The organism is Pseudomonas sp. LBUM1674 (assembly GCF_059695635.1).
On record NZ_CP166779.1, the window covers coordinates 1,867,784 to 1,887,773 of the forward strand.

At 60.8% G+C, this 19,990-nt stretch carries 14 protein-coding genes; 9 read left to right on the forward strand and 5 right to left on the reverse strand.

Annotation, left to right across the window (positions count from 1 at the left end; genetic code table 11):
* The first annotated feature begins 27 nt into the window (after window positions 1-27).
* From fadA to ACA067_RS08720, 5 genes are all read left to right on the forward strand, one after another.
* Entirely contained in the window at window positions 28-1,203 is a 1,176-nt protein-coding gene (gene fadA, locus ACA067_RS08700; RefSeq protein WP_010456360.1) for an acetyl-CoA C-acyltransferase FadA, read from the forward strand.
* Window positions 1,204-1,302: 99 nt separating this feature from the next.
* On the forward strand, window positions 1,303-1,539 hold the full coding sequence (locus tag ACA067_RS08705) for a DUF1653 domain-containing protein (RefSeq protein WP_150745336.1): 237 nt from the start codon (window positions 1,303-1,305) through the stop codon (window positions 1,537-1,539).
* 114 nt (window positions 1,540-1,653) lie between these two features.
* A complete protein-coding gene (topA, locus tag ACA067_RS08710; protein WP_497461402.1) occupies window positions 1,654-4,287 on the forward strand; it encodes a type I DNA topoisomerase in 2,634 nt (877 codons plus the stop codon).
* Window positions 4,288-4,751: 464 nt separating this feature from the next.
* Entirely contained in the window at window positions 4,752-5,276 is a 525-nt protein-coding gene (locus ACA067_RS08715) for a DUF6586 family protein (RefSeq protein ID WP_497461403.1), read from the forward strand.
* Between the two features lie 141 nt (window positions 5,277-5,417).
* Complete coding sequence (locus ACA067_RS08720) at window positions 5,418-5,651, forward strand: hypothetical protein (protein WP_497462751.1); 234 nt, start codon at window positions 5,418-5,420, stop codon at window positions 5,649-5,651.
* Window positions 5,652-5,745: 94 nt separating this feature from the next.
* On the opposite strand, the gene sulA is transcribed toward ACA067_RS08720, so the two are convergent.
* Both sulA and lexA read right to left on the reverse strand, forming a co-directional pair.
* The gene (gene sulA, locus ACA067_RS08725) at window positions 5,746-6,219 is read right to left on the reverse strand and encodes an SOS-induced cell division inhibitor SulA (RefSeq protein WP_497461404.1); all 474 of its coding nucleotides are present in this window, start codon (window positions 6,217-6,219) and stop codon (window positions 5,746-5,748) included.
* Between the two features lie 10 nt (window positions 6,220-6,229).
* Window positions 6,230-6,838 (reverse strand): transcriptional repressor LexA, encoded by a 609-nt coding sequence (lexA, locus tag ACA067_RS08730; RefSeq protein ID WP_128870862.1) that lies wholly within the window; start codon window positions 6,836-6,838, stop codon window positions 6,230-6,232.
* A 229-nt stretch (window positions 6,839-7,067) separates the two neighbouring features.
* On the opposite strand from lexA, the gene ACA067_RS08735 reads away from it, so the two are divergent.
* The 4 genes from ACA067_RS08735 to ACA067_RS08750 all read left to right on the forward strand — a co-directional run bounded on the left by ACA067_RS08735 (window position 7,068) and on the right by ACA067_RS08750 (window position 13,014).
* Window positions 7,068-7,775: a TetR/AcrR family transcriptional regulator gene (locus tag ACA067_RS08735; protein WP_128870861.1), complete on the forward strand. Its 708-nt coding sequence runs from the start codon at window positions 7,068-7,070 to the stop codon at window positions 7,773-7,775.
* Between the two features lie 148 nt (window positions 7,776-7,923).
* Window positions 7,924-8,934: a beta-N-acetylhexosaminidase gene (gene nagZ, locus ACA067_RS08740; RefSeq protein WP_497461405.1), complete on the forward strand. Its 1,011-nt coding sequence runs from the start codon at window positions 7,924-7,926 to the stop codon at window positions 8,932-8,934.
* 12 nt (window positions 8,935-8,946) lie between these two features.
* Window positions 8,947-9,684, forward strand: a complete 738-nt coding sequence (locus ACA067_RS08745; protein WP_497461406.1) for an S-methyl-5'-thioinosine phosphorylase — start codon at window positions 8,947-8,949, stop codon at window positions 9,682-9,684.
* A gap of 39 nt (window positions 9,685-9,723) precedes the next feature.
* Window positions 9,724-13,014 carry a DEAD/DEAH box helicase gene (locus ACA067_RS08750; protein WP_497461407.1) on the forward strand — a complete coding sequence of 1,097 codons (3,291 nt, stop codon included), beginning with the start codon at window positions 9,724-9,726 and terminating at the stop codon, window positions 13,012-13,014.
* Between the two features lie 142 nt (window positions 13,015-13,156).
* Here the strand turns inward: ACA067_RS08750 and ACA067_RS08755 are convergent, their stop codons facing one another.
* The 3 genes from ACA067_RS08755 to mfd are packed head-to-tail and all read right to left on the reverse strand — an operon-like array spanning window position 13,157 to window position 19,897.
* Window positions 13,157-15,847 carry an SNF2-related protein gene (locus ACA067_RS08755; RefSeq protein WP_497461408.1) on the reverse strand — a complete coding sequence of 897 codons (2,691 nt, stop codon included), beginning with the start codon at window positions 15,845-15,847 and terminating at the stop codon, window positions 13,157-13,159.
* 11 nt (window positions 15,848-15,858) lie between these two features.
* Window positions 15,859-16,437, reverse strand: coding sequence for a CsiV family protein (locus ACA067_RS08760; RefSeq protein WP_497461409.1), 579 nt, complete (start codon window positions 16,435-16,437; stop codon window positions 15,859-15,861).
* Between the two features lie 10 nt (window positions 16,438-16,447).
* Window positions 16,448-19,897 (reverse strand): transcription-repair coupling factor, encoded by a 3,450-nt coding sequence (mfd, locus tag ACA067_RS08765; RefSeq protein ID WP_497461410.1) that lies wholly within the window; start codon window positions 19,895-19,897, stop codon window positions 16,448-16,450.
* Between the last annotated feature and the right edge of the window lie 93 nt (window positions 19,898-19,990).

The following is a 19,990-nucleotide window of genomic DNA, read 5'->3' on the forward strand; positions in this document are numbered from 1 at the left end:
CAAACACTTGAGCGAGAGTGAAATTTTATGAGCTTGAATCCTAGAGACGTCGTGATTGTCGACTTCGGTCGTACGCCGATGGGCCGCTCCAAGGGCGGCATGCACCGCAACACCCGCGCCGAAGACATGTCGGCGCACTTGATCAGCAAACTGCTGGAACGCAACGTCAAGGTCGACCCGAACGAAGTCGAAGACGTGATCTGGGGCTGTGTGAACCAGACCCTGGAGCAGGGCTGGAACATCGCCCGCATGGCATCCCTGATGACGCAGATCCCGCACACCGCTGCCGGCCAGACCGTCAGCCGCCTGTGTGGCTCGTCGATGAGTGCCTTGCACACTGCCGCGCAAGCGATCATGACCGGCAACGGTGACGTGTTCGTCGTCGGCGGCGTCGAGCACATGGGCCACGTGAGCATGATGCACGGTGTCGATCCGAACCCGCACATGTCGCTGTACGCGGCGAAAGCCTCGGGCATGATGGGCCTGACCGCGGAAATGCTCGGCAAGATGCACGGCATCACTCGCGAGCAGCAGGATGCTTTCGGCGTGCGCTCCCACCAGCTCGCCCACAAGGCGACCCTGGAAGGCAAGTTCAAGGACGAAATCATCCCGATGCAGGGCTACGACGAGAACGGTTTCCTGAAACTGTTCGACTACGACGAAACCATTCGTCCGGAAACCACCCTGGAAAGCCTGGCCGCTCTCAAGCCAGCGTTCAATCCGAAAGGTGGCACCGTGACAGCGGGTACTTCGTCGCAGATCACCGACGGTGCCTCGTGCATGATCGTGATGTCGGCGCAGCGTGCCCAGGACCTGGGCATCCAGCCGCTGGCGGTGATCCGCTCGATGGCGGTGGCAGGTGTGGACCCGGCAATCATGGGCTATGGTCCAGTACCGGCCACCCAGAAAGCACTGAAGCGCGCAGGCCTTGGTATCAACGATATCGACTTCTTCGAGCTCAACGAAGCGTTCGCCGCACAGGCCCTGCCGGTGCTGAAAGATTTGAAAGTACTCGACAAGATGAACGAGAAGGTTAACCTGCACGGCGGCGCGATCGCCCTGGGTCATCCGTTCGGTTGCTCCGGTGCACGGATCTCCGGCACCCTGTTGAACGTGATGAAGCAGAATGGCGGCACCTTCGGGGTAGCTACCATGTGCATTGGTCTCGGCCAAGGCATCTCTACCGTCTTCGAACGCGTTTAAGCGTTTCGTTGAAGGAAGCCGGGGCCAAGTGCCCCGGTTTTTGTTTTTCCGGATTTTTTTTTGTTTTTATTTTGAAAAGATTTGAGCGAGGGCCAAACCATGCCGATACAACCTGGTCTGTACGAGCATTACAAAGGTCCGCAGTACCGCGTATTCAGCACCGCGCGGCATTCGGAAACCGAAGAGGAAGTGGTCTTCTACCAAGCCCTGTATGGCGATTACGGCTTTTGGGTGCGTCCCTTGAGCATGTTCCTGGAGTCGGTCGAGGTTGACGGCGAACAGGTGCCACGCTTTGCTTTGGTGCAAGCCGAACCGAGCCTTTTTTCCAAGCCATAAGCGGAGTGCGCGCAGGACCCTGCGCTTGACCTCACCTTGTAGCCACTATATATAGCGGTGCCGCGTCAGGCGCCAACCGCCTTTCACTTCTAGAATTCAGGAATTTTCTGATCCATGGGCAAATCGCTGGTCATTGTGGAATCCCCGGCTAAGGCCAAGACCATCAACAAGTATCTGGGTAACCAATACGTGGTGAAGTCGAGTATCGGCCATATCCGAGACCTGCCCACCAGCGGTTCGGCTAGCGCCAGCAAAGAGCCTGCCGCCAAGCGCGGCAAGGCCGCCGCGGGTGAAGGTCCGGTACTTACGCCGAAAGAGAAAGCGCGCAAGCAGCTGGTCTCGCGCATGGGCGTCGATCCCGATCATGGCTGGAAAGCCAAGTACGAGATCCTCCCGGGCAAAGAGAAAGTCATCGAAGAGCTGCGCCGGCTCGCCAAGGATGCTGACACCATCTATCTCGCAACCGACTTGGATCGCGAGGGGGAAGCCATTGCCTGGCACCTGCGCGAAGCCATCGGTGGTGACGACAGCCGCTACAAGCGCGTGGTGTTCAACGAAATCACCAAGAAGGCGATTCAGGAAGCCTTCTCCAAGCCGGGCGAGCTGGACATCGACCGTGTCAACGCCCAGCAGGCGCGTCGTTTCCTCGACCGCGTGGTCGGTTACATGGTCTCGCCGCTGCTGTGGGCCAAGGTCGCCCGTGGCCTGTCCGCCGGTCGCGTGCAATCGGTAGCGGTGAAGCTGGTGGTCGAGCGTGAGCGCGAAATCCGTGCGTTCAACCCGGAAGAGTACTGGGAAGTCCATGCCGACCTCGGCACCGCCAAGGGCGCCACCGTGCGCTTCGACGTGGCCCGCGAGAAAGGCGAAGCCTTCAAGCCGCTCAACGAAGCCCAGGCCATGGCTGCGCTGGAAAAGCTCAAGGCGTCCAGCTACAGCATCGTCAAGCGCGAAGACAAGCCGACCAGCAGCAAGCCGTCGGCGCCGTTCATTACCTCCACCCTGCAGCAGGCCGCGAGCAACCGCCTGGGCTTCGGGGTGAAGAAAACCATGATGATGGCCCAGCGTTTGTACGAAGCGGGCTACATCACGTATATGCGTACCGACTCCACCAACCTCTCGGCCGATGCCGTGACGATGGCGCGCACCTATATTGAAGGCGAGTTCGGCAAGAAGTACCTGCCGGAAAACCCGAACGTCTACAGCAGCAAGGAAGGCGCACAAGAGGCTCACGAAGCGATTCGTCCCTCCGATGCCAATACCGAGCCAAGCAAGCTGTCGGGCATGGAGCGTGACGCTGAGCGGCTCTACGAGCTGATCTGGCGCCAGTTCCTCGCTTGCCAGATGCTGCCGGCGCAGTACCTGTCGACCACGGTCACCGTCGGTGCCGGCGACTTCGAGCTGCGCGCCAAGGGCCGCATCCTCAAGTTCGACGGTTACACCCGCGTCATGCCGCAGATCGCCAAGCCAGGCGATGACGACGTGCTGCCGGACATGGCCCAGGGCGACGCGATGAAGCTGATCAAGCTTGATCCGACCCAGCACTTCACCAAGCCGCCGGCGCGTTACTCGGAAGCCAGCCTGGTAAAAGAAATGGAAAAACGCGGCATCGGTCGTCCTTCGACCTACGCGGCGATCATTTCGACCATCCAGGACCGCGGTTACGTGGCGCTGCACAACCGTCGTTTCTATTCGGAAAAGATGGGCGACATCGTCACCGAGCGCCTGGCCGAGAGCTTCTCCAATCTCATGGACTACGGCTTCACCGCCGGCATGGAAGAGAACCTCGATGACGTGGCCCAGGGCGAACGCGACTGGAAAAACGTGCTCGACGAGTTCTACGGCGACTTCAAGAAGAAGCTCGAAGTAGCCGAAAGCGCCGAAGGCGGCATGCGCGCCAACCAGCCGGTGATGACGGACATTCCGTGCGTGGTGTGCGGTCGTCCGATGCAGATTCGTACCGCGTCGACCGGCGTGTTCCTCGGTTGCTCGGGCTACAGCCTGCCGCCGAAAGAACGCTGCAAGGCCACCGTCAACCTGGTGCCGGGCGATGAAATCGCTGCGGACGACGAGGGTGAGTCGGAATCCTTGGTGCTGCGTGGCAAGCACCGTTGCCCGATCTGCAGCACGGCGATGGACGCTTACCTGCTCGACGAGAAGCGCAAGCTGCACATCTGCGGCAACAACCCGGATTGCGACGGCTACGAAATCGAAGAGGGCAGTTATCGCATCAAGGGCTATGAAGGTCCGAGCCTGGAATGCGACAAGTGCGGCAGCGAGATGCAACTCAAGACCGGCCGTTTCGGCAAGTTCTTCGGCTGCACCAACGCGACCTGCAAGAACACCCGCAAACTGCTGAAAAGCGGTGATGCGGCGCCGCCGAAGATGGACCCGGTGAAGATGCCTGAGCTGAAATGCGAAAAGGTCAACGACACCTACATCCTGCGCGACGGTGCTTCGGGCCTGTTCCTGGCCGCCAGCCAGTTCCCGAAAAACCGCGAGACCCGTGCTCCGCTGGTCATGGAAATCGTGCCGCACAAGGATGAGATCGATCCGAAGTACCACTTCCTGTGCGAAGCACCGAAGAAAGATCCGGACGGCCTGCCCACTGTGATCCGCTACAGCCGCAAGACCAAGGAGCAGTACGTGCAGACTGAAGTCGACGGTAAGCCGACTGGCTGGAAGGCGTACTACGACGGCGGCAAGTGGACGGTGGAAGACAAACGCCCGGCAAAGGCCGCCAAGGCGTAAACCTGTAGGAGCTGGCTTGCCAGCGAAGGACGGTGTGTCAGGCACTATCAATGACGACTGACAGACCGCTATCGTCGGAGCGCCGCCCGGAGCAAGCTCGCTCCCACAGTTGATGGGGGCTGGCCGCAGTTTTTGTGCTCGGCGCAGATCCCCTGTGGGAGCGAGCTTGCTCGCGAAGGGGCCAGTACATTCAACAAATGGGTTGGCAGACAGACCGCTTTCGCGAGCAAGCTTGCTCCTACAGACGGTGTCCGCGATAACGCGTACTGTCTGGATGAACGTGTCGCTCTCGGGTTTTCGTCGGAACGCCGCCCGGAGCAAGCTCGCTCCTACAGCACAAAGGCCGCATGACCACCCCCGGGTGTTCATGCGGCCTTTTTGTTTTGTGCTTGCGGGAGGCGCAGGTGATCCATGACACTGTCTGACCTGCGTGAAGCAATTATTTCGTTGTGGAGGCTGCCGTCATGGCCCACGAACTCTATACCCGTACCAACCAGAAGATTTATTTCGCCGGCCTGTCGCTGGAAGCGCTCGCCAAGGCCGAAGAGGGGCGAGCGATGAACTCGCTGGCGCTGATTCAGGCCGGGCGCGAATCGGCGTTGTTTCACCTGTACGGCGCATTGCTGGGGTTGTGTCATGAAATCGCCGGCTTCTATCGTTTGCCCCAGGCCAATGCGCCGCGGGCGGAGATGCTGCTGACCCGGGAAGTGCTGGAAGCCATCGCCATCCCTGAAATGGCCGAGATGGTCGAACTGGCGCAGAACCCGGAAACCTGGCTGGCCAGGCTGTTGGCCGCCCATGCGGCGCTGTTCCAGCCGCCAAGGGCCCCGCACAAACCTAAAGGCGATGTGACCCAGCCGCTGATCCTGGCCGTTAACCTGGATGAAGAAGAGGCGCCTCAGGAATTGAGTCGGGAAGAGCTGGAAAGCTGGCGCCAGAACCTCAAGGGCCTGGCGATCCGGTTTCGCGAAGGGTTGAACGAGTGCTGAAAAACTGAGTGTCTGGCCGGTGTTTCGCTCAGGGAAACCTGTTGTGGGAAATTTCCCTGAGTGACGACATCTGGTCAAGATCCCGAGCGAAGCCGGGAAGATGCCTATATAATCCCCGCCTTTCTTGGAGAACTCATCTTTATGCCAACGTCCTTTCTAGAAATTGTCGAGTTACCAGACGGCCGTATCGAGCTGCGCAGGGCTGAGGACGAGGGTTCTCTGGTTACTTTGGATTTCTCCGAGGATGCCAAGGCGTTCCTGCAAGGCCAGCATGTGGAAGTCGCCAAGGCGATGTTGAGTGTCGGCGTTCAGATGGCCGGACGCCTGGTTGAAGGTGAATTTGAACCGGATCAGGGGTCGCGGGTTCTTCATTGATCCCGTCCGTCGTTTTATTGCGGATACCTTTACAGATTGGCTTCTCTATCCCTGGAGAAGCCCGGCGCTGCTCAGCGCATCCCCTGTTTTTCAGTTAACCCAGTCGAATGTTCAGGCTCTGCGCATCCCCGATCCGGGCGGCGCTGATCAACTGTTGCCGTGAAGCCGAGCTCAGCGTGTTGAGCCAGCTGACCACCGTATGGCTACGGCCCAGGCGCAGGGCTTCGCAGGTCAGTTGCTGGGCGCTCTGGGTGCCACGCGGCTGCAGCAGCAGGATGCGTTCGCGATTCAGGCCGGCATCGCGCAGCCAGGCCTGGGTCAGGCTGGCGGGCGGGGCGATCAGGGTCAGCCAGCGGGCGTCCTGATCCTCGCTCAATTCCCTGAGGATCGGTGCCAGAAGGTTCAGGCAGTTCCCGGCCGCACCACTCAGTGACAGCTCGCTGAAGACGTCCGGTTCGGCACTCCAGGGCGACTCGACCACCTCTTTCAGGATCGGTGCCAACGGCTGCATCATGAACGCCTCGAACAACGGCAACTGGGCTTGCTGTGGTGTATGTGGGAACTGCATAAAGCCTCCTTTAGCGGCGAATGACGCCGACACTCAAGCCTTCGATCACCAGTTCCTGATCTTTCAGGTTCACTTCGATTGGGGCGAATTCAGGGTTTTCAGCCAGCAGCCAGACTTTGCTGCCATCGCGCTTGAAGCGCTTGACGGTCACTTCGTCGCCGATCCGCGCGACCACGATCTGGCCGTTGCGGGCTTCACGGGTGGTATGGACGGCCAGCAGGTCGCCGTCGAAAATGCCCACGTCCTTCATGCTCATGCCATGGACCCGCAGCAGATAGTCGGCGCGGGGATGGAAGAAGGTCGGGTTGATGTTGCAGGACTCTTCGATGTGCTGCTGGGCGAGGATGGGGGCGCCGGCCGCCACACGTCCGATGATCGGCAGGGTGGATTCGTCGGCCTTGGCTTCAAAACCGGGGATGCGAATGCCGCGGGAGGCACCGGGAGTCATCTCGATAGCGCCCTTGCGGGCCAGTGCCTTGAGGTGTTCTTCCGCCGCGTTGGGCGACTTGAAACCCAGTTCCTGAGCGATTTCCGCGCGGGTCGGCGGGTAGCCGTTGTCATCTAGGCAGCGTTTGATGAAGGCCAGAATCTCTGCTTGGCGTGGCGTCAGCTTTAGCATATTGATCGCTCTGTCTTTTTATACAGTGACTGGGATTATATACAGTGGAACGGTCTTGGCAATGCCCCTTTTTTTGCCGGCCGCCAGACGGTCGATCAACCGGCTGAATAAAGCTTTGCCGATGTATGGTTAAATAGCTGACTGACCATTCCCGAAACGAACCGCCAGACTTGACAAGACTGGGACTGAAACGTATGTTTCAAACAAGTGTTTGTCAGGCGGAGTAGCCATGGCCCAGTCGGAAACCGTTGAACGCATTCTCGATGCTGCCGAGCAATTGTTCGCGGAGAAAGGTTTCGCCGAAACCTCGTTGCGTCTGATCACCAGCAAGGCCGGGGTCAATCTGGCAGCGGTGAATTATCACTTCGGCTCGAAGAAGGCGCTGATCCAGGCGGTCTTCTCGCGCTTCCTCGGGCCGTTCTGCATCAGCCTCGACAAAGAGCTGGAGCGGCGTCAGGCCAAGCCGGAAAACAAGCCGACCCTCGAAGAGCTGCTGGAAATCCTCGTCGAACAAGCCCTGGTGGTGCAGCCACGCAGCGGCAACGATCTGTCTATCTTCATGCGCTTGCTGGGCCTGGCCTTCAGTCAGAGCCAGGGCCATTTGCGGCGTTACCTGGAAGACATGTACGGCAAGGTGTTCCGCCGCTACATGACGCTGGTCAACGAGGCCGCGCCGCGGATTCCACCGATCGAACTGTTCTGGCGGGTGCACTTCATGCTCGGTGCCGCGGCGTTCAGCATGTCGGGGATCAAGGCCTTGCGCGCGATTGCCGAGACCGACTTCGGCGTCAATACCTCCATCGAGCAGGTCATGCGGCTGATGGTGCCGTTCCTGGCGGCCGGCATGCGTGCCGAAACCGGCGTGACCGACACGGCCATGGCCACCGCGCAGCTGCGTCCGCGTAGCAAATCGACACCCTTTGCCGCCAAGGTTTGACCCCGCACGGGTGGGCGCGGCAGCGGACATCCGCTAAGCTGGGCGCCCATGCCGACTCTCGTCTGCACCCCATTGTTTTCGCCAACCGGGCTATCACCCGGGGTGACCAATGCGTGCGAGCCGGGTTTATCGTTATCAAGGAATCTCTATGACTGCTGGCCTGCAAGGCTCGTTGATGGTGGACGTCGCCGGTACCTGGCTGACGGCCGAAGATCGCCAACTGTTGCGTCAACCCGAAGTGGGTGGCCTGATCATTTTTGCGCGCAACATCGAACACCCGCGCCAGGTGCGTGAATTGAGTGCGGCGATCCGCGCCATTCGTCCTGATCTGCTGCTGGCAGTGGATCAGGAGGGCGGTCGGGTTCAGCGTTTGCGCCAGGGCTTCGTGCGGCTGCCGGCCATGCGTGCCATTGCCGACAACCCGAATGCCGACTACCTGGCCGAGCAGTGCGGCTGGATCATGGCCACCGAAGTGCTGGCGGTCGGCCTCGACCTGAGCTTCGCCCCGGTGCTGGATCTGGATCACCAGCGCAGTGCCGTGGTCGGCACGCGTTCGTTCGAAGGTGACCCGGAGCGCGCGGCCTTGCTGGCCGGTGCCTTCATCCGTGGCATGAACAGCGCCGGCATGGCGGCCACCGGCAAACACTTCCCCGGTCACGGCTGGGCCGAGGCCGATTCCCACGTTGCCATTCCCAACGATGAGCGCAGCCTCGATGACATCCGCGCCAATGACCTGGTGCCGTTCGCCCGCTTGAGCAAGCAACTGGCCGCCGTCATGCCGGCCCACGTCATTTACCCGCAGGTCGATGCCCAGCCTGCCGGTTTCTCCCGCCGCTGGTTGCAGGACATCCTGCGCGGCGAGTTGCAATTCGACGGGGTGATCTTCAGTGACGACCTGTCGATGGCGGGTGCCCATGTGGTCGGCGATGCCGCCAGTCGTATCGAAGCGGCGCTGACGGCCGGCTGCGACATGGGCCTGGTGTGCAATGACCGCGCCGCGGCCGAGCTCGCACTGACCGCTGCCCAGCGCCTGAAAGTCAAACCGTCGCAACGCATTGCGCGGATGCGTGGCCAGGCCTGGGCCAACATTGAATATCGCCAGGACCCGCGCTGGCTGGCAGCTGTCGGCGCGCTCAAAGAAGCTCAACTGATTGATTGAGGACGTTTCGCTATGACGGTTTACGCGATCATCGGTGGCAGCGGCCTGACTCAGCTCGAAGGCCTGGAGATTCGTCAGTCACTGGCGGTGGATACGCCTTACGGTGCGCCGTCGGCCGAGGTGCAAATCGGTGAGTACGCCGGCCAGGACGTGCTGTTCCTTGCGCGCCACGGTCATCCACACCGTGTGCCGCCACATCGGGTGAATTATCGCGCCAACCTCTGGGCGCTGAAGCAGGCCGGTGCGGAGGCGATTCTCGCGGTCAACGCCGTGGGCGGGATTCATCCCATGATGGACGCCGGATTTTTGTGCGTGCCGCATCAGTTGATCGACTACACCAGCGGTCGCGAACACACCTATTTCGCCGATAATCTCGAACAGGTCACCCACGTCGATTTCAGCTTTCCCTACAGCGAAGCCCTGCGTCAGCGGCTAATCGCGGCATTGGTGGCTGAAAACGTTGGTTTTGCCAGTCAGGGTGTGTACGCCTGCACCCAGGGGCCACGCCTGGAAACCGCCGCCGAGATCGAGAGGCTGGAGCGCGACGGCTGCGACATCGTCGGCATGACCGGCATGCCGGAAGCGGCATTGGCCCGTGAACTGGAACTGGATTATGCCTGCCTGGCGCTGGTGGTGAACCTGGCGGCGGGCAAGTCGGCGGCGGTGATTAGTATGGTAGAGATCGAGCAGGCGTTGCGGGATGGGATGGGCAAGGTGACGTCAACGCTGGCGCGGGTGCTTAAAGGCTAAGTTGTGCGTCACTAATTCATCTTCAAAAGCATCGAGTGTATGTCTGCAATTATTGAGCAAATTCAACAGCTGCCATGGGCGGAAGAATTTAGTCATCGCGCTCTGGATAAGGCGCGCAGATACGCCCAAGAACATCGGGTAAAAATTCTCGAACTTGATGATGTGTTGGTTCGTGCAACCTGCAGGGGTTCCCAAGGTAACGTCTACGAACAGCACATCGAACTGGTCGAAGACACCAATGGCGATTTTGAGCTGGACTGCTCCTGCTCATGCCCCGTAGTGATCGATTGCAAACACTGCGCAACCGTTATCTATCACCTGCAGGACCTTCCTGTCGCGGCGACTGACAGTACTGCTTCTGTTCACTTGAATCGTGAGCTGGAGCGCTGGATCAACGGTATTCCTTCTACAAGCAATCCCGCCGATGAGCCGGCACAGGGGACAAGTACGCGCCTGTTTTACAAACTCAGGGCTACACCCACTGCCGGTAAATGGACGCTTGAAATCTTCAAGGCCCGCCAACTCAAGAGTGGCGTGTTGCAAGACATCAAGTCGATGTACTCGCTGTCGGACACGCTGATACGTCAACCCGGTTACCTGACGGAACTCGACCTTCGAATCGCCAGGCTGTTAGTCGCCGTTCACTCCCATCATGCGTATTACGCCGGCTATCCATTGGAAGGCAGCAGCGGCGCCGAGCTTATTGAGATGCTGTTGCGGACCTCGCGTCTTTTCCTCGATCTCGAACGGTCGCAACCCTTGACGTCAGGAATGCGCAGAACAGGTCAATTTGCCTGGGCCGAACAAGCCAACGGCAGTTTCCGCCCGCAATGGGGCAGCGACGAAGCGCCAGTGGAAACGATCCTGGCCCTAGAGCCCTTGTACTATCTGGATCGCGGGCGGCTGCAAATCGGGCCACTGTTCAGCGAGATGGATGAAAAACTGGCGTGTCACCTGTCGTTGGCCCCGGATATCCCGGCTCGCCAGGCCATGCAGTTCAGCCATCGGATGAGAGCGGCGACTCAAGTTGCGCCGCCGCATACGTTGACGGAACGGGTCATCGAGGGCGTTTTCCCTCAGGCTCATCTGGTGCTCGCCAGCGGCAAGCGTTACGTCCGCTGGCAGCATGAACCCGAGCACCGCGCCGCGTTGGCGTTCACCTACAACGGCCATCCAGTGTCGGACAGGAACCCGGAGGTGTTGATCCTTTCCGGGACTGAAACACAGCGTATCCAGCGCAACCCGGTCGCCGAAAAAGCCCTGCGCCAGGCGCTGCAAAAACACGGTTTCAAAAAGGCTACGCGCAAAAGCAGTCTGGACCGTCCCGGCGAAATGTTCACCCTGCCGGATGATGCGACATGGCTTGCCTTTGCGCAGGACGGGGTCCCGGCGCTGCGGCAGAAAAACTGGCTGATCGATATCAGCGAAAACTTTCACTTCATCGTGCAGCCTGTAGAAGAGTGGTATGCAGAGGTCGAGGAAGAGTCGGGGCGCCAGTGGTTCGATCTGCAACTGGGTATCGTCGTCAACGGCGAGCGTCACAGTCTGTTACCCATCCTGCTGCATTTGTTGCGCAGCCAGCCACAGTTGATGGACCCAGGCTTGGCCCAACGCAACGATGATGAACTGTTGCTGATCGGACTTGGCGACGGGCGTTTTGGTGCCAAGCCCCATGGCAAAGTCGCGCTGCCCTATGGTCGGATCAAACCGCTGATGGCCACCTTGGGCGAGTTGTACCTGGGTGACCATCTGGGTGATACCTTACGTCTGGGTTTGCCGGATGCCGCGCGCCTGAGCGCGCTGGAAGGCGTGCCATTGGTGTGGCAGGGCGGTGAGCGACTGCGCAGTTTTGCGAAGCGTATGCGTGAGTCGAACCATGCTCACGTCCCGGCGCCCGAAGGGTTGAAAGCGACCCTGCGACCGTATCAGCTTGAAGGGCTGAACTGGATGCAAACCCTTCGCGAACTGGAAGTGGGCGGCATCCTCGGCGACGACATGGGCCTGGGTAAAACCCTGCAAACCCTGGCTCACCTGCTGACGGAAAAACAGGCCGGCCGGCTCGATCATCCGGCACTGGCCGTGATGCCTACCAGCCTGATCCCCAACTGGCTCGACGAATCCCTGCGCTTTACTCCGCAGCTCAAGGTGCTGGCGCTGCATGGCGCCGCACGGCAAAAAGACTTTGCCAGCCTTGCTGAATACGACCTGGTGCTGACCACCTACGCGTTGCTGCCTAGGGACCTGGAGATTTTGCAGCCGCAAGTCTGGAGCGTGCTGATTCTCGACGAAGCGCAGAACATCAAGAATCCGGTCAGCAAAGCCGCTCAAGCCGCCCGTGATCTACAGGCTCGCCAGCGATTGTGTCTGTCCGGCACCCCGCTGGAAAACCACCTCGGCGAGTTGTGGTCGCAATTCCACTTTCTGTTGCCCGGCTGGCTGGGTGACAGCAAAACCTTCAACTGCGACTACCGCACGCCGATCGAAAAGCATGGCAACACCGAGCGGATGCAACACCTGACCGCTCGGATAAAACCCTTCTTGCTACGTCGCAAGAAAGACCAGGTGGCGACCGAACTGCCGCCGAAAACCGAGATTGTGCATTGGGTTGATCTCAGCGACGGGCAGCGGGATGTGTATGAAACCGTGCGGGTTGCGATGGACAAGAAGGTCCGCGACGAAATTGCCCGCAGTGGCGTTGGGCGCAGTCAGATCATCATCCTCGATGCGCTGCTCAAGCTGCGTCAGGTGTGCTGCGATCTGCGGTTGATCAAGACGCCGCTCACCGCCAAAGCCCTGCGTTCGGGCAGCGGCAAACTGGTCAGCCTGATGGAGATGCTGGAAGAACTGCTCAGCGAAGGCCGCAAGATTTTGCTGTTTTCGCAGTTCACGTCGATGCTGGCTTTGATTGAGGAAGAGTTGCAGCAGCGTGGCCTGGGTTACTCGTTGCTGACCGGTGAAACGACGGATCGACGCACACCGGTCAAGGATTTCCAGAGCGGTAAAGTGCCGTTGTTTCTCATCAGTCTGAAGGCCGGTGGCACCGGGCTGAACCTGACGGCGGCGGACACGGTGATCCATTTCGATCCGTGGTGGAACCCTGCGGTCGAGAACCAGGCGACCGACCGCGCCTACAGGATCGGGCAAAACAAACCCGTGTTCGTCTACAAGCTGATTGCCAGGGGTACGGTGGAAGAAAAGATACAGGCGTTGCAGCAGGAGAAAGCCGTTCTGGCCGAAGCGGTGCTTGAAGGTGGGACGACGGGTGGGTTGAAGCTTGAGCAGAGTGATATTGAGGCATTGTTTGCACCGCTGCCCAATCTCAAGTCCTGATAGCGGGTTTCTTCAGCAATGGCCCCATCGCGAGCAAGCTCGCTCCCACAATGGTTTGATGTTGTCCCCAATATTGCGGGTAACCAAATTCAATGTGGGAGCGAGCCTGCTCGCGAATGCAATCTACCAGGCGCGGAATATCTCAGCGCTTCTCCAGCTTCTCCGGCAACGGCGCAAACAACGCTTCAATATCATCACTCTGCAACTTCCAGTCCCCGGCCTTGCGCCCATCCAGCACGCCGGCCGCGAGGTCGGATTTTTCTTTCTGCAGGTGCTGGATCTTCTCTTCCACCGTGCCCCGGGCAATCAGCTTGTAGACGAACACCGGTTTCTCCTGACCGATGCGATACGCACGGTCGGTCGCCTGGTTTTCCGTCGCCGGGTTCCACCACGGATCATAGTGAATCACGGTGTCCGCCTCGGTCAGGTTCAAGCCAACGCCGCCAGCCTTCAGGCTGATCAGAAAGATCTGACGCTTGCCGCTCTGGAAGTCCTTCACCGGGGTGCGTCGGTCCCGGGTCTGGCCGGTCAGCAGGGCATAGTCGACCCCGCGTTTGGTCAGCTCGGCTTCGATCAGCGACAGCATTGAAGTGAACTGCGAAAACAGCAACACCCGCCGTCCTTCCTCGAACAACTCCTCGAGCATTTCCATCAGGCTGTCGAGCTTGCCCGAGGTGCTGCCGCGCGCGGGCAGGGTGGCTTCGTTGACGAGGCGCAAATCGCAGCACACCTGGCGCAGCTTGAGCAACGCCTCGAGAATGATGATCTGGCTACGGGCCACACCCTTGCGGGTGATCTCGTCGCGGACTTTCTTGTCCATCGCCAGGCGCATGGTTTCGTACACGTCGCGCTGGGCTTCGTTGAGTTCGACCCAGTGGATGATCTCGGTTTTCGGCGGCAACTCGGTGGCCACCTGTTCCTTGGTCCTGCGCAACAGGAAGGGTTTGATCCGGCCGTTGAGGTGTTGCAGCCGGACTTCACTGCCGCGCTTTTCAATCGGCACGCGGTAATCGCGGTTGAAGCTTTTTATGTCGCCGAGCCAGCCCGGCAGCAGGAAGTGAAACAGTGACCACAGCTCGCCCAGGTGATTTTCCAGTGGCGTGCCACTCAGGCACAGGCGCTGGCGCGCATTCAGCTCGCGCGCGGCCTGGGCGGCCTTGCTGTTGGGGTTCTTGATGTACTGCGCCTCATCCAGCACCAGCACATGCAACGGCTGCGCCGCGAGCCGCTCGACGTCCTTGGGCAGCAGCGCATAGGTGGTGAGGATCAGGTCGTAATCGGCCAGCTGGTCGAAATGCTTTTTGCGACTGGCGCCGTACAGCGCCAGCACCTTGAGTTGCGGCGTGAAGTGCGCCGCTTCATCGAGCCAGTTGGGGATCAGGCTGGTGGGCATCACCACCATGCACGGCCGATCCAGACGCCCGGCGTTCTTTTCGCTGAGAATGTGCGCCAGGGTCTGCAGGGTTTTGCCCAGCCCCATGTCATCCGCGAGAATCCCGCCGACTTCCAGTTGGCGCAACGACTGCATCCAGCTCAGGCCTTCCAGCTGATACGGACGCAAGGTAGCGTTCAGGTCTTCGGGGGCGGTGGCGGTGTAATCCTTGATGTCCCGCAGGCGCTGGGCAAAGGTGCGGATCTGTTCGCCACCTTCCCACAGCAGCGGCAGGTCTTCCAGGGGATTGAGGCGCGTGGCGTCGGCCTTGCTCAGGCGCAGGGTGGTCTCGCCGGGCTCTTGCAGATAGAACTCGCCAAGGGTCGCCAGCACCGGTTTCAAACGGCCGAAGGGCAGGGCGACTTGCAATGGACCGTACTCGGAGTTCGGGCGATTGGGGATGTTTACCAGGATCAGCTCGTCGTCGCGCCGTCGCGCCAGTCGCTCGGGGTTGAGGATCTCGGTGTGGGAGCGCATCAGGTTCAACAGGATCGGCAGCAGGCTCAGCCGCTCACCGTTGACGATGATCCCCAATTCCAGGTCGAACCAGTCACGTTCCGGCACCTGCTCCACCGTGGCGTACCAGTCGTCCACCGCGGTCAGGTCGAAACCGAAGTCCTCGTCGATCTGCAACTCCCAGCCCTGGGTGCGCAGCTTCGGCAGCTCATTGAGGGTGAAGGTCAGCCAGGCGCTGTCGTTGACCATTTCGAACAGCTCGCCGGCGCTTTCCGGCAAGGCCTTGCTTTGTCGGGTGGCGACCTTGAAGCCGAGGATTCGCAACTGTTCCCTGTAGGGCTGTTCAATTTCCGGATGACGTTTTATCCGCAGTGTCTGGGTTTCCTGGCGAATCAGCACATCGGCGTTCTTCTGCCCGCTGACGTATTCATCCAGGTAGCTGAAAGACAGCGCGGCGCGATGCTGGATGTAGCGCTGCATCTTGCCGTTGCGCGGTTCGAAGGCGCTGAACTCGACGCTCGCCAGCCACAGGCGCGGCACCGGTTGCACGTTGTCCACCAGCACTTGCGGCGCTTTCGGGCTGCGGTTTTCCAGCACCGCCTGGAGTTTTTCCAGCAGCTCGGCGTCTTTCGCCGCAGCCGGGTAGGCGAGGGTTTCCTGCACTTGCAGCAGCACCGCCGCGCAATGTTTGCAGTTGCTGTGGACCGGGCACGTGCAATGGGCGTCGATCATCAGCAATGTGCCTTTGGCCGACTCACGCAGGCGAATGGTCTGACGGTAAACGTTACCGCCAGAGCCTTCGCAGGCAGCGATGATCGTGGCGTCGCCGGCCTCGACAATCCTGACGCGATTTTCCAGTGCGTAGCGGCGGCCACGCTCCAGGCTCTGTTCCTTGAATCGGCTGACCCAGGAAGGTGCCAGGGGTTTGCTCAGGGTCGGGGACATAAGGACGTCGATCAGTCCGGAATTTCATCGGGGACTGGCCGAGGCGCAGGGGCGGTCAACGAGGTGATCTTGATCAGCAGGCCGAGGTGGCCGTTGTCGAGGAAGTTCAGCTGGCCGTTCTTGGTGTGGCTTTCCTGCTTCAGGCGTTCGCTGGCAGTGACCATGCCGCTGGCGTCGATCTGGTTGACCCAGAAATCCGCGTCGACGTCGGTAAAGCGCCCCAGTTTCAGGCTCAACGTGCCCTCGATCGGGAACTGGCCGAACTGTTCCGCACCCTCGCTGATCGCGACCTTGGTGGCTTCTTCACCGAGGTTCTGCTGCCACGCCTTGTGCAACAACACCGTGTAGTCGTTGCTGGCGGTGAGCTTTTCCACTTCGGGATTGAGGCTCGGCGTGCGAAAGCTGTCGGGATTGATGCGCTGGGCGCCGGCAGCCCAGTCTTCCGGCGCGGCGCGGCTGACAATGGCAGGCACCGCGTTTTGCCGCACCAGAATCATTTCGACCTGATACAGATCATCGGCAAGTGCCGTAGGGACGAGCAGCGACATCAAAAGCGTCATCAACAAGGTCAGCGAGTGGAACAGGCGCATGCGGCGTCCTTCAAGCAGTTTTCGGAATGAGGCGCTCGAACAGCGCCTCTACAGTATTAAAGCGCTCTTGCGGGCTTTCCATCGGCACCTGGAATTTAAACATCGTCGCGCCTTCGAATTTGTAGCGTTTGGGCTGGCTCTGGATCAGTTTGATCAGGGTCAGCGGGTCGACCGGGGTTTGCGTGGCGAACTCGATCCGGCCGCCTTGCGGGCCGCCGTCGACTTTCTTGATGCCCAGCAGCTCGGCCTGCAATTTCAGCGCAGTGATGCGCATCAGGTTCTTGGTTGGCTCCGGCAACAGGCCGAAACGATCGATCATCTCCACTTGCAGGTCCTTGAGGCCATCCTCATCGGTGGCCGAGGCAATGCGTTTGTACAGAATCAGACGCGCGTGTACATCCGGCAGATAGTCTTCGGGAATCAACGCCGGTACCCGCAGATTGACTTCCGCACCGCCGCCCAGCGGCTGATCGAGGTTGGGTTGTTCGCCCTTGCGGATCGATTTCACCGCGCGCTCGAGCATTTCCATGTACAGGGTGAAACCGACGGCCTGGATCTGCCCGCTCTGCCCGTCGCCGAGCAATTCGCCGGCGCCACGGATTTCCAGGTCGTTGGTGGCGAGCACGAAGCCCGCGCCGAGGTCCTGGGTGTTGGCGATGGCTTCCAGGCGCTTTTCCGCGTCCGGGGTGATTTGCTGGCGCGGCGGGGTCAGCAGGTAAGCATACGCCTGGTGGTGACTGCGGCCGACCCGGCCGCGCAGCTGGTGCAGCTGTGCCAGGCCGAATTTGTCGGCCCGCTCGATGATGATGGTGTTGGCGCTCGGCACGTCGATACCGGTCTCGATGATGGTCGAGGCGATCAGCACGTTGAAGCGCTTGTGGTAGAAGTCGCTCATCACCTGTTCGAGATCACGTTCGCGCATCTGCCCGTGGCCGATGCCGATCCGCGCTTCCGGGACCAGTTCGGCGAGGTCGGCGGCGCATTTCTCGATGGTCTTCACGTCGTTGTGCAGGTAGTAGACCTGACCGCCACGCAACAGCTCACGGAGCAGGGCTTCCTTGACCGTGCTCTTGTTCTGCTCCATGACGAAGGTGCGCACCGACAGGCGACGGGCCGGCGGCGTGGCGATGATCGACAGGTCGCGCATGCCCGACACCGCCATGTTCAGCGTGCGCGGAATCGGCGTCGCAGTCAGGGTCAGGATATCGACTTCACTGCGCAGGGCCTTGAGCTGTTCCTTCTGGCGGACCCCGAAACGGTGCTCTTCGTCGATGATCACCAGCCCGAGGTTTTTGATCTTCACGTCGTCCTGCAGCAGCTTGTGCGTGCCGATGACGATGTCGATCTTGCCTTCGGCCAGGTCCGCGACCGCGGCGTTGACTTCCTTGGTCGACTTGAAGCGGCTCATTACTTCCACGGTCACCGGCCAGTCGGCAAAGCGGTCGCGGAAGCTGTTGTAGTGTTGCTGGGCGAGCAGGGTGGTCGGCACCAGGATCGCCACCTGCCGACCGCCGTGCACCGCGATGAACGCCGCGCGCATCGCCACTTCGGTCTTGCCGAAACCGACGTCGCCGCAGACCAGGCGATCCATCGGCTTGGGCGCAAGCATGTCGCTGCGCACCGCTTCGATGGTGGTTTGCTGGTCCGGGGTTTCTTCGAACGGGAAGCCGGCGCTGAAGGTCGCGTAATCGGCTTTCGGATCTTCGAAGGCATAACCTTCGCGAGCGGCGCGGCGGGCATAGATGTCGAGCAACTCGGCGGCCACGTCGCGCACCTGTTCGGCGGCTTTGCGCTTGGCTTTCTGCCAGGTCTCGGAGCCGAGGCGGTGCAGCGGGGCCAAGGCATCGTCGCTGCCGGTGTAGCGGGCGATCAGGTGCAGGTTGGCCACCGGCACGTACAGCTTGGCGTTTTCGGCGTATTCGAGGGTCAGGAATTCAGCGGCCTGGCTGTCGATCTCAAGAATGGTCAGGCCCAGATAACGCCCGACACCGTGGTCGATGTGCACCACCGGCGCGCCTTCGCGCAGCTCGGTGAGGTTCTTGATCACGGCATCGTTGTTGGCATCGGCGCGTTTCTCGCGACGCCGGCGCTGCATCACGCGTTGGCCGAACAACGGGCTTTCGGCGACCAGGGCCAGGGCCGGGTCGTCGAGCACCAGGCCTTCGTCGAGCGGGGCGATGGTGATCGCCAGACGCTCCTTGCTCGCGACAAAATCCGGCCAGCTGTCGACCGTTTTCGGGCGCAGCTTCAAGCGCTCGAGCAATTCCAGCAGCACTTCGCGACGCCCGGCGGACTCGGCGGTAAACAGCACGCGCCCGGGGAACTCGTCGAGGAAACCGGCCAGCGCCGCCAGCGGCTGGCTGGCCTTGGCTTCGATCGCCAGGTTCGGCAGCTCGCGAGCGGGGAAGCGTTCGCGGCCGACGCCGGTTTCCACGTCCTGTTGGCTGGCGACCACCCGTGGCCAGGCCTTCAGGCGCGCAAAGCAGTCTTCCACCGGCAGGAACAGCTCGGCGGGTGGCAATAAAGGACGGGCCGGATCGACGCGGCGCTCTTCATAACGATTGCGCACGTCGTTCCAGAAGTTTTCCGCCGCCTGTTCGATGCCCGGCAGGGAAAACACCTGGGTGTCCTGGGGCAGGTAATCGAAGAGGGTCGAGGTTTCGTCGAAGAACAGCGGCAGGTAGTACTCGATACCGGCCGGGGTGATCCCGCTGCTCAGGTCCTGGAAGATCGGGCAGCGTCGGAAGTCGACATCGAAGCGCTCGCGGAACCGCGCCTTGAAGCGCGTGACCGCATCCTTTTGCAACGGAAACTCTCGCGCCGGCAACAAGCGAACGGTGTCCACCTTGTCGATGGAACGCTGGTTTTCCGGATCGAAGGTCCGCAGGGTCTCGATTTCGTCGTCGAACAGATCGATGCGATAGGGCAGTTTGCTGCCCATCGGGAACAGGTCGATCAGCGAGCCGCGAACGGTGAATTCGCCGTGCTCGTACACCGTATCGACGTAGCGATAGCCGCTGGCTTCAAGCCGGGTGCGCATCTGCTCGACGTCGAGCTTCTGGCCGATGTCCAGCACCAGGCTGCTGCCGAGCAGGAACTTGGTCGGCGCCAGGCGATGCAGGGCCGTGGTGATCGGCACCACCAGCACGCCATGACTCAGCTCCGGCAGCCGGTAAAGGGCGGCGATACGCTGGGAAATGATGTCCTGGTGCGGCGAGAACAGGTCGTAGGGCAAAGTTTCCCAGTCCGGGAAATGCAGCACAGGCAAATCCGGGGCGAAGAAACTCAGCTCCTGTTCCAGCCGTTCGGCACTTTGGCTGTCGGCGGTCACGAGCAGGGTAAAGCGCTTGGCTGCGCTGGCAGCCTCGGCAATGGCCAGGCTCAGGGCGGCACCGGGCAGGTTGCCCCAGTGCTGTTTACCTGCCGCGGCAGGGAGAAGCGGTAGACGCAGAACGGGCACGGAAGGTTGAGCTCCAAGCGTTGCGACAAAGTCGGTAATTGTAACGGTCCCGGGTGCCGGCTGTCAGTTGCAGACTGTGTCTATTACGCAGCG